Origin of the sequence: Fulvivirga lutimaris (assembly GCF_009711525.1) — a bacterium.
Taxonomy (GTDB): Bacteria; Bacteroidota; Bacteroidia; order Cytophagales; family Cyclobacteriaceae; genus Fulvivirga; species Fulvivirga lutimaris.
Map to the genome: position 1 here is coordinate 37,427 of NZ_SMLV01000426.1, position 12,921 is coordinate 50,347.

The 12,921-nt window shown below is 38.2% G+C and carries 9 protein-coding genes; 4 read left to right on the plus strand and 5 right to left on the minus strand.

Going from position 1 to position 12,921, the window contains the following annotated elements:
• The first annotated feature begins 230 nt into the window (after positions 1-230).
• Together E1140_RS18070 and E1140_RS18075 are read left to right on the plus strand one after the other, a co-directional pair.
• Positions 231-1,388 carry a helix-turn-helix domain-containing protein gene (locus E1140_RS18070; RefSeq protein ID WP_155187315.1) on the plus strand — a complete coding sequence of 386 codons (1,158 nt, stop codon included), beginning with the start codon at positions 231-233 and terminating at the stop codon, positions 1,386-1,388.
• Positions 1,389-1,529: 141 nt separating this feature from the next.
• Positions 1,530-3,830 carry a M1 family aminopeptidase gene (locus E1140_RS18075; RefSeq protein ID WP_155187318.1) on the plus strand — a complete coding sequence of 767 codons (2,301 nt, stop codon included), beginning with the start codon at positions 1,530-1,532 and terminating at the stop codon, positions 3,828-3,830.
• Positions 3,831-4,158: 328 nt separating this feature from the next.
• Here the strand turns inward: E1140_RS18075 and E1140_RS18080 are convergent, their stop codons facing one another.
• From E1140_RS18080 to E1140_RS18090, 3 genes are all read right to left on the minus strand, one after another.
• Positions 4,159-4,605, minus strand: coding sequence for a GNAT family N-acetyltransferase (locus E1140_RS18080; protein WP_155187322.1), 447 nt, complete (start codon positions 4,603-4,605; stop codon positions 4,159-4,161).
• A gap of 88 nt (positions 4,606-4,693) precedes the next feature.
• Positions 4,694-5,386, minus strand: a complete 693-nt coding sequence (locus E1140_RS18085; protein ID WP_185153665.1) for a cyclase family protein — start codon at positions 5,384-5,386, stop codon at positions 4,694-4,696.
• Positions 5,387-5,396: 10 nt separating this feature from the next.
• Positions 5,397-8,843, minus strand: a complete 3,447-nt coding sequence (locus E1140_RS18090; protein WP_155187325.1) for a pyruvate carboxylase — start codon at positions 8,841-8,843, stop codon at positions 5,397-5,399.
• 117 nt (positions 8,844-8,960) lie between these two features.
• Between E1140_RS18090 and E1140_RS18095 the strand changes: the two genes are divergently transcribed.
• Together E1140_RS18095 and E1140_RS18100 are read left to right on the plus strand one after the other, a co-directional pair.
• A complete protein-coding gene (locus E1140_RS18095) occupies positions 8,961-9,413 on the plus strand; it encodes a heme-binding domain-containing protein (RefSeq protein ID WP_155187328.1) in 453 nt (150 codons plus the stop codon).
• Entirely contained in the window at positions 9,414-9,998 is a 585-nt protein-coding gene (locus E1140_RS18100) for a hypothetical protein (RefSeq protein WP_155187330.1), read from the plus strand.
• Here E1140_RS18100 and E1140_RS18105 read toward each other — a convergent pair.
• Both E1140_RS18105 and E1140_RS18110 read right to left on the minus strand, forming a co-directional pair.
• Positions 9,995-11,524 carry a tetratricopeptide repeat protein gene (locus E1140_RS18105; RefSeq protein WP_155187333.1) on the minus strand — a complete coding sequence of 510 codons (1,530 nt, stop codon included), beginning with the start codon at positions 11,522-11,524 and terminating at the stop codon, positions 9,995-9,997. The two genes, E1140_RS18100 and E1140_RS18105, sit on opposite strands and share 4 nt — an antisense overlap.
• 136 nt (positions 11,525-11,660) lie before the next feature.
• A partial coding sequence (locus E1140_RS18110; protein WP_155187336.1) for a tetratricopeptide repeat protein occupies positions 11,661-12,921 on the minus strand: 1,261 nt, incomplete at its 5' end.

A 12,921-nucleotide genomic window follows, 5' to 3' on the forward strand; every position in this document is an offset into this window, starting at 1 on the left:
ACCACCCCGCATGTCGGGGTGGTTTTTTTAATAAGCTGTCATTCACAGGCCAGCTTAGATTGACGGAGTAAAATATATAATATTTACCTTCATATTACTTTTGAAAACAATTAAGACCAATGTAAAATAATTTATATTATATATTCATAAAAAACATAATGGATATAACATAGCTTTTTTTATCATGATGTTACCGTCAAGTTGAAGGCAATATTTTCTTGAATTATAAAATGAATGAAATAGAATATTTATACAATTTTTTCACTTTTTTATTAACACTGCTGTTTTCGCTGTATCTGTTTTTCAATAAAACAAAGGAGCGTTCAAGTAATATCTACATCGGCTATTTTATTTTCTATATGGGCTTAGAAAGCCTTGATTCACTTTTGGTTCAGTCGTCATTTTATCTTGATAACCCAAATTTATATTTATTAATCCCTTGCCTTGGATTGTTATTGTATCCTGTCATTTACTATTATATCAAGACTACTGCCTTCAAAGGAATTAAGCTAAAATGGCTGGATTTGATTCATTTCACTCCCTTCTTGGTGATTTTGGCAGTTCTCCTTTTTGAATATTATTTACAATCTACAGAAGCCAAAGTGGAAATAATGACTAATCGTGGTGATATGCCCTGGTTTATTAGTATGATTTATTATGTATTGAGAATTCAAGGATTGATATACATGATCCTATCTATCAAAATAATTTTAAGATTTAGAGCTATAGTAAGAGAAAATTACTCAACAAAAAATAAGAGGGATTATAAGTGGTTGTTACAACTTACCATCGTATTTGTTTACTACGCACTATCTACATTGGTTTTTAATATTAATCGTTTTGGTCTCCATCTCCTCTCCAATGAAGTAGTTTTTTATATCTCAGCATCAGTCTCGCTTATATTTCTTATTTGGATTATATATAAGGCATTGTCACAGCCATATATTTTTAATGGTGTTGATGTCAATATTAAATTGCTTAAAGAATACCTTGCTGAAAGGGAGGAAAGCAAAGAGTTACCAATGCGAGCAGAAGATAATACTCAAAACCTGGCCATAAAATCAAAACTGGAGGCATATATGGACACGCATGAAGTTTACCAGAATCCATCCTTGACAATATTTGAACTTTCGAAAGGAATTGGTTTATCAAGCTCAGAATTGTCACACTTCTTGAATAAATATATGGGCAAGAATTTCTTCGAATTTACTAATGAATACCGCATTGAAAGGGCAAAAAAAATGCTAAAAGATACTGAGAATAGGCAATTGACTATTCTGGAAATACTATATTCCGTAGGTTTTAATTCAAAATCTTCTTTTAATACAGCTTTTAAAAAGTATGTAGGCAAAACTCCAACTGAGTACCGTAATGAGTATGTAAAATAGACAGTTACAGAAAAGTCGAACGTAGCATTATAAAAAGTCGAACCCATTTTATCTAAAAATAATGGTTCGACTTTTTTATTAGGTCGACTGGCAATTGACCTTGAGTGATATTTGAACCCTCATTATCTAAACTCAAATACCATGAAAAAAATAAGTTCGCTTGTCATTATAATGCTTGTATCATTGCTGGCTTCGGCACAAGACAAAATTGTTAAAACTACGTTGAGTGATTTAGAGCAATCAGTGAATAACGGTGACATAGACCAGTCACTAACCTTCTTTAATCATGATAAGGCCAATTTGAATAAAGAACAAAAAAGATATTTGACCAATCTGGCTAAGCGAGACAGCCTGGAATATAGTTTGAATGTTCATACAATACTCCATTCGGAAAATAACAAGGCCGCTACTGCAATAGTATTGGAAACAGCCCAATATTGGAAATATGGTAGGACAAAAACAGATATTGGTTTTAAGACCTATAATTTGAAGCAAATTAATAATCAATGGGTGATTGATGCAGTGGAAGAACGAGTGTATTTAAAAGGAAAGCACCATCATATTGAGGCAGAATTCTCACCCAAAGAAGGAACCATGAAGGCGATGGCTGCAGTTGACCTTGAAATAGTAGAGGATGGTGAAAAGACAATTCTTTTTTGGCTAAACAGAGGTTTAAAAATAGATAAAATTGAAGATGCTAAGGGCAATGCCATTTCATTTAAACGCAAAGATCTTGCGGTAATTATTCCCTGGAAGCGAGAGCTCAAAAAAGGGGAAAGTCTGTCTTTGACTATCAATTATTCAGGGTACTTCTATAATGAGTTTAAAGAACTAGGTTATGGTTTAGTAAATATCAGTGAAGAAGGAGTATTTGGTAGCTGGGGAACAGATTGGTATCCCAAACTAAATGGCACGTTGTCTAAGGCAAAAGCATTGCTCCAATACACAGTTCCTTCTGAATTAACAGTAGCATCAGTAGGCCGTTTCGAGGGAAAAATTGAGCATAATGGTAAATCAACCTACACCTACAAGGTGACTACCCCTATGGATTACACTTTTAATGCCAACCAATTTGTTCATTACAGCAATGAGATTGATGGGATACAAGTAAATGTCTATTTACTTAACGGATCTTTAGAAAAAGCGGAAATGTATGCGGATAGGGCTAAAGAAATGATTGAGTACCTCATACAGATTTATGGAGTTTTTCCTTGCGATAGTTATGGGATTTCTGAAGTGCCGATGGAGAAAGTGTTAGGTCTTGGCGGTTCTGGCGGGCAAGGATTGAACTATTACCCCACACATACATTGAGAGATGATACTTTTGAGTTCCCGCTTATTGCTCATGAGGTAGGACATATATGGTGGGGTGGTCTGGTCAATTGTGATATACATTCTGGCAAGCTCCTTGAAGAAGGTATGGCGCAGGTAAATGCATTACTTTGTTATCGACATTTTTACGGTGAAAATTCTATGTGGGATTTTATCAATAATGGAAGTAGCATGTTCTCTAAATCGGCAAAATTTTATTTTAGGCAGTTCAATAGCAACAATGACTTCCCCATTGGTGTGTATGATGAAGAAAGGTCACATGACTATGCTGTAATATCTTACCTAAAGCCGCACTTTATCATGGCTATGCTGATGGAGACTGTTGGATACCCCACTTTTATTAAGGGAATAAAAAGGATAATAGCTGAATATTCTGCTAACAAACGCTTGAATATTGAGGCAATAAGAGAAGTTATGGAAGAGGAAAGCCATCAGGATTTAGGGTACTTCTTTGATCAGTGGTTTTATAAGGCAGGTGCACCAGAGTTTGCTTTACAGTACAAAGCGACCAAAACAGAAAATGGTAGATATCTTGTAGAAGGAAGGGTCAATCAGTTAAGGGAAGTGTTTAAGGTTAATGCAGAGATCGTACTATCAAACGATTTGAATACAATCACAAAAAAGCTCGACATTGAAGAATCAACTACCTCGTTTTCTTTCCTTATTGATTTTGAACCCAAATTGGTTCAATTTGACCCTCATCATAAAATCCTCCGATGGTCGGACAAGGTAAATCACTTGAATTTGCTGAGTGAAGGGCTAAAAGCATATTACTCAGGGAACAAACAACAAGGGCTTGATAAGCTTAATTCATATATTCAACACTATCCTTATGACCCAACCGGGCATGTGCTGATAGGAGAAATATACGTAAATGAAAAAAAGTATGATTTGGCAAGAAAGCACCTTCAGTTTGCTATTGATGAATATGAAACACGTGGCACAATGTCCTATAGTACTCCCCTGGCCTATGCCATATTAGGAAATTTGAACGAAATAGAAGGAAAGCTTAATGAGGCCAATAGATGCTTCACTAAAGTACTCAGCATGGTAAATATCGAAGGATCACATTCGATGGCTCAACAGTATTTTTCTAAGATCAATAAATAACATAGTTTAATAAGAATGTGAAAAACTTTCCATTTTAGAAGGATAAAATGAGTATAATGGCAACTGAAACTTATACCTGCCGGTAACATTTCATGGACTAAACGGGCGTGATAGTGGTGAAATCAGAAGGTATGCCTAGATTCATAATGGTAAAGGTTTGAAAGCCTTTTAAAGCATCAAGTGATCTACATTGTATACTAAATACTAAACCATTACCTACAAGCAAAAATAAGACTCAACATGAAAAGAACCCCTCTCTGGTCTAAGCATCCCGCTTAGACCTCAGCTATTCCAGATTTATAGTCTGGAATTTTTATCGAAAGATCCGTTAAACCCTCTTCTCAAAACATAAACTATTCTCTACTCCGGCATACTGCCCATAGTTGGGTATTCTTTTATAACCTCTTCTTTCATAGAGGGCCAATGCCTCTACCTGTTTCAGTCCGGTCTCTAACACACAGGAAGTATAACCCAGCATGCGGGCCCATTCTTCCAATTCTGCTAAAATTTTAGAGGCTATACCGCTACCGCGGTGTTCGGGTAAAACAAACATCCTCTTTACTTCAACAGCCTCTTTTGAAAACTCTTTGATAGCACCACACCCCACGGGTTGGTCATTTTGATAAGCTACGACTGCATATTTAATACTGTCAATTTTATTGAATTGATCATAAAAAGCATGGTCATCACCATCCTTTATGGCCAGATCAGCATCCAGGTGGCTTACCAGGTTAATGAAATCAGTATTTTTTGAGTCGGTTCTTAGGAGTTTCATGATCTGTAAAAGTTTCAAAAGAGATTTCGGACAAATTTCACTTATAAAAAGGCAAGTCAAAATTTTCCAGAATGACGAATCAATTTATTTAGTCAAAAACGGCCACTGCCCTTACTGGTGATCCTGTACCTCCTCTAATCTTCAGCGGCAGCCCGATAAATTTAAAGCTGCCCCTGCCTACTAAAAGGTGCAGATTAATCATATTTTCATAATGGGTAAAGCCCATCGCTCCACAAAGGCGGTGCACTTCTCTGTTAGACACCCCAGAAACACCGGGCGCCATTGTTTCCACACCAAAGGCAGCAATCTTCTGATCACCGAGCCATTTCGTAGCTTCAGCACTCAATCCTGGTCCTTTTGGCCAGTCCTCACTATCAAAATATTTCCTATAATGGTCGGTATAGATCAGCACGGTGTCACCCTTTTCAATGATGAGGTTATACTCTTTCAGCGCTGCCTCTAAATCTTTAATCTCAATCAACTCTTGCTTGCCTTTAGCAGATAGGTCAAGGCAAATGCCTCGAGTATAAAACATGCTCAAAGGCATGGTGTCAATAGACTGCCCCTCTTGCTCTATCGACATATGGTTTAGGGCATCTACATGGGTGCCTGTGTGCTCGCCCATCTCCAACAAGTTGACACTGGGTGTTTGCTTCTCAGAATTTTCAATGCCCATCCATTCTTCGTGAGAGACATACATTGATATAGATACCTGTGGTAATTTCTTGAAAACAGGCATTCCAGAGTATATCTCCTGACTTAAATCTATAATCTCAGCCACAGCTATTGACTTATTCTACTTCCAGCACCAAGTCATCCTGGCTCACCATATCGCCAGCCTTCAGTTGTATATGAGCTACCTTTCCAGCTCTTGATGAAGTAATGGTAGATTCCATCTTCATTGCTTCGATAGAGAATAAAGGCTGATTTTCTTTCACCTTGTCACCTACTTTCACCATAACTTCGGCTATTCTACCCTGCAGTGGAGCGCCAATATGGTTAGGGCCGCTTACTTTTACATTGGCAGATTTTAGAGATTTTACTGACTTATCTTTAACCTGAATCACCCTGGCCTGTCCATTCATTTCAAAATAGACATTGCACATTCCGCTTTCATCTGGCGCAGACTTATAGAGTTTTTTGATAATAATGGCCTTACCCTTACCTATCTCCACAAAGATCTCCTCATTATTTTTCAAGCCATAAAGGAAAGATGTGGTTGGTAATCTCCACACTTCACCATACTCCTGCCAGTACTGATAAAACTCTTTAAATACTTTAGGGTACAGCTTATAAGACAAGAAATCCAGCTCATCACAATACTCATCAAACTCCTTATGAAAAGCGGCATACTCTTTTGTAAAGTTAATGGGCTCCAAATGTGCATTTGGCCTATCAGTAAATGGTTTTTCGCCTTTAAGGATAATTTTGGCAACATCTGCCGGAAAACCTTTATATGGCTGACCCAGCTCTCCTTTAAACAAGCTCACCACTGATTCAGGAAATGAAAGTGACTCACCACGCTCCATAATATCCTGAGTAGTAAGGTTATTTGAAGTCATGAATAAGGCCATATCCCCCACTACCTTAGATGAAGGCGTTACCTTAACGATGTCACCAAAAAGCTGATTTACAGCAGCATAATTTTCCTTAATCTTTTCAAACTTGTCTTCTAAACCAAGCCCTCTGGCCTGAGGTCTTAAATTAGAATACTGTCCACCAGGAATTTCATGCTCATAAACTTCAGCAGTACCTGCTTTCAGACCTGACTCAAATGGATAGTACCATTCGCGAACAGTTTCCCAGTAGTTGGAATATTTATTTAGTGACTTTAAATCAATTTCATTTTCTCTTTCATGTCCCTGCAGGTTAGCCACAAATGAATTGAAGTTGGGTTGCGATGTTAGCCCTGACATAGAGCTCAATGCCACATCTACAACATCTACACCCGCATTGACAGCCTCCATGTAGGTTAAGCTCTGAATGCCAGCCGTATCATGCGTATGCAAATGAATAGGAATATCAATGGCCTTTTTCAGTTCAGTAATCAGGAGTTTGGCACTCGATGGCTTAAGCAGCCCCGCCATATCCTTAATGGCCAAAATATGAGCTCCTTCATCTTCCAGCTGGCGTGCCAGATCAAGATAGTACTGAAGGTCATATTTGGTATCTTTTCTTTGTATATCTCCAGTGTAGCAAACGCAGGCCTCAGCTAATGCTTCGGTACGCTCACGTACAGTTTTGATGCTCACTTTCATGGCCTCAACCCAGTTAAGAGAATCGAAAATCCTGAAGATATCTATCCCTGTCTCCCAGGATTTTACAATAAACTTCTCTATCAAATTATCCGGATAAGCCTTATAACCAACCCCGTTAGATCCGCGAAGTAGCATCTGCAACAAGACATTTGGCATAGCAGACCTGAACATTCTCAATCTATCCCATGGGTTTTCATGCAGGAAGCGCATGCACACATCAAAAGTGGCCCCACCCCAAACTTCCATACTGAATATGTTAGGATGCTGCTTAGAGAAGCCTTCAGCTACTTTTAACATATCTATGGTCCTCACACGGGTAGCCAACAACGACTGGTGCGCATCCCTAAATGTCGTATCTGTGTATTGAATGGGCTTTTCCTGTTTCAACCACTGAACGAAATTATCCCTGCCCATTTCGTTAAGCCTGTCTTTGGTACCCTTGGGGTGCTTAGAAAGCTTGTCATAAACAGGCACTTTAGCAGGACGAAGCACTTGACTTTCATCCACTCTTTTCACCATTGGGTTGCCATTAACAGCAACCTCAGCCACGTAATTCAACAGCTTGGTACCTCTGTTAAACCTTCTCGGCATTTTAAAGAGATCAGGATGATCTGCAATGAAATTCACCGTGGATTCGCCCTTATAGAAGGTCGGTGTGGTGATAACATTCTCGAGGAAAGCAATATTGGTTTCTACACCCCTGATTCTAAATTCACTCAATGCCCTTGATAGTCTTTCAGAAGCTCCTTTTAAAGTACGGCCCCATGAGGACACTTTTACAAGCAGTGAATCAAAGAATGGTGAAATGGTAACACCTGCATAGCAGTTACCGGCATCCAACCTGATGCCAAATCCACTGGCACTTCTATAGGCGATGATAGTTCCATAATCAGGTTTGAAGTTCTCCGCTGGATTTTCTGTAGTCACGCGGCACTGAATAGCATAGCCATTACACTTAACATCCTCCTGGCTCTTAATAAATATTCTAGGATCAGGCAGATCATGTCCTTTTGCAATCAAGATTTGTGAACGAACAATATCAATTCCAGTAATCTCTTCAGTAATAGTGTGCTCTACCTGTACACGAGGGTTTACCTCAATAAAGTAAATATTCTCGTCTTTATCTACCAAAAACTCTACTGTACCTACGTTATTATAGTTTACGGACTTGGTTATTGCCAGAGCATATTTATAAAGTTTATCCTTAGTCTCCTGCGATATAGTAACACAAGGTGCTATCTCAACCACTTTCTGGAACCTACGTTGCACAGAGCAATCACGCTCAAACAAATGCACCAGATTGCCATAATTATCCCCCATAATCTGCACTTCGATGTGCTTTGGGTTATCAATATATTTCTCAATAAAGACCGTATCATCACCGAAAGCATTACCTGCTTCCTTTCTCGCCTCCTCAAAACCTTTAACTAATTCTTCATCATTGCGGATAACGCGCATGCCTCTTCCTCCACCACCAGCAGCAGCTTTCAGCATTACTGGGTAACCAATTCTCTTAGCTTCTTTAAGCGCTATTTTGTCATCTGTCAATTCCTCTTCACTATCCTGAATGATAGGCACCTTCGCTTCTATAGCTACTAGCTTAGCAGCAACCTTATCACCCAATTTCTCCATCACCTCTGGTTCTGGCCCAACGAATATGATACCTTCTTCCCTACACCTTCTTGCAAACTTTACATTTTCAGATAAAAACCCATAGCCTGGATGAATAGCATCCACATCATTACGTTTTGCTACAGCAATTATCTCTTCAATATCCAAATATGGTTTTAGAGGATCATCATCAGCTCCAATTTGATAGGCCTCATCGGCTTTATACCTATGCAAAGAATAGCGGTCTTCATAAGTAAAAATGGCTACTGTTCGAATTTTTAATTCTGATCCTGCACGGAGTATTCTGATGGCTATCTCGCCTCTGTTAGCTACTAATAGCTTTTTGATTTCTTTAAGTTTTATTGACATCGAAAAAGTAAAATGTTAGAAGATTGGTGAAAAGTTAAGTCATAACTTTGGTTTACCAAAAAAGGATTATCACCGATTGTCATTATTCTTTATATTTAAGTGCATAAATTGAATAAAATGAAGTTATCCACTAAAGTATTGCTCGGTTTGCTCGCCATTTTGCTGGCAGCACAGCTATTTCAAATTGACAAAGAAAACCCGGTTTATAATCTGGAAAATGATTTACTGGCTCAGGTGGATGCACCTGGTGAAGTAAAGACTATTTTAAAGCAGGCATGTTATGATTGCCATTCTTATGAAACCAAATATCCATGGTACACCAGTGTGGCACCGTTATCCTGGTGGATTGATGAGCATATTCAGGATGGAAGAAAGCATTTCAACTTTTCTGAATGGGGCAACTATGACCTAAAAAAGAAAAAACACAAACTGGAAGAGTTGATTCATGAGGTTGAAGAAGGTGAGATGCCATTGAATAGCTACACTTGGGCTCATAGTGAAGCTAACCTTTCAGAGGAACAAATTGAGGCACTGATAAGCTGGACAAAGGCGACAATAGAGGATTTATAAATGGACAGTGAAGAACAAGGAAAAATAGAAATACCGAAAGAGTTTCATTCGTTTTCAACAGGAGCCCCTTTTGAGCGTTGCATTGAATGCGACAAAAATCTGATTGAAGGGGAGCAGGAGTACTTCATCGAAAAGGCCGTTAAGCAGTATGAAGGCTTTAGTGCTCATGATGTGATTTTTGAATATGCCATTTGCCTTTCTTGCGCTGAAAGAATGCGTAATTCTATGTCCAAAGAGTCTATGAAGAGCATTGAGCTGTACTTTTCTCAAAACCTTGATTTTGGTAGACGCATGAAGCTCATTCAGGATAATATTGAAAACCCCATTGCGTGGATGGATGAATGTTTATTGAAGGGCACACAAAAGAATACAATAAATGAGTATCAGATTTATGCTCATTGTAAAGGGAATCATCTTGATGTTTCACAAATGCCTTATATGGTCAGTGGAGCGGCATTAGAAGAGATTTCTTCCTTATTATCTAATGAGACGCTTGATGAGCTAGATGGCTTCTCTCAAAAGCATTTTGGACCGCCACCTGAGTTGGCTAACCCAACACCTTTTAGAAGAGTAGTATTGATTTAATCCTTAGGTTTGATCTCTCCGATCTCTCCATTACCACCAACTTTAGTAGTAATGTCTCTAATAACCTTGTCCAATTCTGTAGTAGAGGTGAACAGATGAGAAACAATATCTGCATCCTTCTTAGGCAATTCTGAATGCTTTAGAAGCTCTATTAGTCCCAAAATATTAGCTACAGGAGCTCTTAACTCATGGGCATGGAAAAATGCATAATCGGATAACACCTTATTTTGCTCTCTTAATTGCTCTGTTCGCTGCCTGATTTTCTCTTCAAGATTCTGATTAGAGCTTTCAAGATTTTCATTCATCTGCTGAAGTTTTACAGATTGCGTTTGAAGTTCATCTGCCTGTTTGGCAATCTGCTCACTCTTAGATTGCAATGACTTATTGGCCTGCTTTTGAACTGTTCTCTGATTATAGAATGCATTTGCCAGCGCTATGGTTAATATCAAAAGCATGATAACAGCAATGATCATCGTATTCTTTTGCTTTACATCTGCCTTCTTTGCTTCATTATCCTTTTGCAAAATTTCAGTTTCGTACTCAGTCTGGATTCTTGCCAGCTGGGCTGATTTTTCTAAATTAAAAACACTATCCTTTAACTGTGCGTGTTTTTTATAGTGATAATATGCTCTGGCATAATCTTCATTTAGAGAATCTACCTCAGACAGGTATTTCAATAGATTAATTTTCACATCGCTTGCACTTGCACTCTCTGCACTTTTAAGGCCTTTTCTAAAATACTGCTCTGATGAATCCAGTTGATTTAAAGCCATATATGTACGGCCAAGATTTGTATATACGTAAGACAATCCCCTTACATCTTCACTTTTCAGTCTGGCATTAACTGCTAATTCAAAATACTTTATTGCTCTTGAATAATTATTCTGTTTAAAGTGTATGAGGCCTAAACCGTCATATGCATAAGCGAGAACGCGCTGGTCATTTAACTTTTGAGCTCCTGCAATAGCAATATTGTAATTTTCCTCTGCGCTATCATACTGTCCCATCAGAGTATATAGCTCACCCAAATTGCTATTAGACAAAGGTGACCCACCTACACCATATAATTTTTCCTTTAATGATAGCGCATGCTTAAGGTAGTCTAAGGAATTCTGATATTCTCCCAGCTTTTTATAGACCTCACCAATATTATTAAGGCAATCTGACCTGCCCTTCAAATCATCAAGTTTTTGGTATTCTTTAAGTGCATCTAAGTAATGTAAAAGAGCTTGTTCATAATTACCAAACCCCCAATAAACACCTCCCATCACCGCCAAAGAACGTGCCTGTCCTCTGACGAATTCCATCTCTTTGGCAGCATTGTAAGCAATGGTTACATCATCCTTAGCTACCAGAGGATTAATACTTATATTGTTAAAGGCTATTTCATTGAGCAACATAACGCGTAATGAATCATCTTCAGCAGTTTTTAGTGCTAGCACCAAACTGTCTAATTGTACCCGCTGAGCCAGTGCTGATGAAAAAAGAGCGATAACAAGTATGACTAACAATCTTAACCTTAGCATAGCCACAAATATACTAATTTGATATACTCTTACGCTGAGCGCATAAATTAATCACTTTTCGTTGAGTCCGTTATTAGGATATGAGAGAGACGGTTAAAGAATATCAAACTAACTACAGTGCGAGGGCAATATAGGTCTAAGGTTTAATTTCTCCATTGCCACTTACTTTAGTGGTAATATTTCTTATCACCTTGTCTAACTCAGAAGTCGCGGTATACAAATGTGCTACAACATCTAAGTCCTTTTGCGGTAGTTCTGAATGTTTAAGCAGTTCAATAAGTCCTAATATATTGGCTACAGGAGCCCTTAACTCATGCGCATGGAAAAACGCATAATCAGACAGCACCTTATTCTGTTCTCTGAGTTGTTCCGTTCTCTGTCTTATCTTCTCTTCCAGGTTCTGGTTTGAGTTTTCAAGATTATCATTCATCTCCTGAAGCTTCACAGATTGTTTCTGTAGTACTGCCGCCTGACTCTCTATCTGCTCACTTTTTGATTTTAAAGCTTTATTCGCATTCTTCTGAACAGTTCTCTGATTGTAAAAAGCATTGGCCAAAGCAATAGCCAGTATCAGCAACATAATCACCGCAATGATCATGGTGTTCTTCTGTTTTACATCAGCCTGTTTTGCTTCATTATCTTTCTGCAAAATTTCTGTTTCATATTCAGTTTGTATTCTTGCCAGCTGTGCCGATTTCTCTAAATTAAAGATGCTATCCTTAAGTTCTGTATGTTTTTTATAATGATAAAAGGCTTTAGGGTAATCCCCGTTCAGAGAGTCTACTTCGGATAAATTCTTGTAAACATCTATCAAAATATCATCGGCATTTAACGTAATAGAAGTAGCCAGACTTTTTCTTAAGTAATACTCAGCGGAGTCAAGTTCATTAAGGCCTTGAAATGCACTACCTAAATTGAAAAGAGCATAAGCAATACCTCTTTGGTCATCTAGCGATTGTTCTACTTTAATAGCCTCTTTAAAGTAGCTGATGGATTTATTAAACTGACTGGTTTTCAAATACAATGAACCTAGCCCATTGTTAACGTAAGCATAAATGCGACTACCCTCCTCAATTTTACCATTTAAAGCTGCCATATAACTGTTCTCGGCATTTTCGTATTGACCCATTAGGGTATACAATTCACCAAGATTACTATTAGCCAAAGGAGAGCCTCCAACACCGAGTACAGACTCCTTGAGAGATAGTGCATGCTTAAGGTAGTTTAAGGCGTTATCATAATCGCCAATCTTTTTATATACCTCTCCAATATTATTAAGACAAATTGAACGACCTATAACATCATCAAGCTTCTGATATTCCTTTAAAGCCGACAAATAGTTCTCCAATGATTTTTGATAGTCACCAAATCCCCAATAGGCGCCACCTGTTACAGTT

Bases quoted from the DNA above. Each gene is read 5' to 3' on its own strand.
- E1140_RS18070 (WP_155187315.1), top strand. From the start codon at position 231: ATGAATGAAATAGAATATTTATACAATTTTTTCACTTTTTTATTAACA.
- E1140_RS18075 (WP_155187318.1), top strand. From the start codon at position 1,530: ATGAAAAAAATAAGTTCGCTTGTCATTATAATGCTTGTATCATTGCTG.
- E1140_RS18080 (WP_155187322.1), bottom strand. From the start codon at position 4,605: ATGAAACTCCTAAGAACCGACTCAAAAAATACTGATTTCATTAACCTG.
- E1140_RS18090 (WP_155187325.1), bottom strand. From the start codon at position 8,843: ATGTCAATAAAACTTAAAGAAATCAAAAAGCTATTAGTAGCTAACAGA.
- E1140_RS18095 (WP_155187328.1), top strand. From the start codon at position 8,961: ATGAAGTTATCCACTAAAGTATTGCTCGGTTTGCTCGCCATTTTGCTG.
- E1140_RS18100 (WP_155187330.1), top strand. From the start codon at position 9,414: ATGGACAGTGAAGAACAAGGAAAAATAGAAATACCGAAAGAGTTTCAT.
- E1140_RS18105 (WP_155187333.1), bottom strand. From the start codon at position 11,524: ATGCTAAGGTTAAGATTGTTAGTCATACTTGTTATCGCTCTTTTTTCA.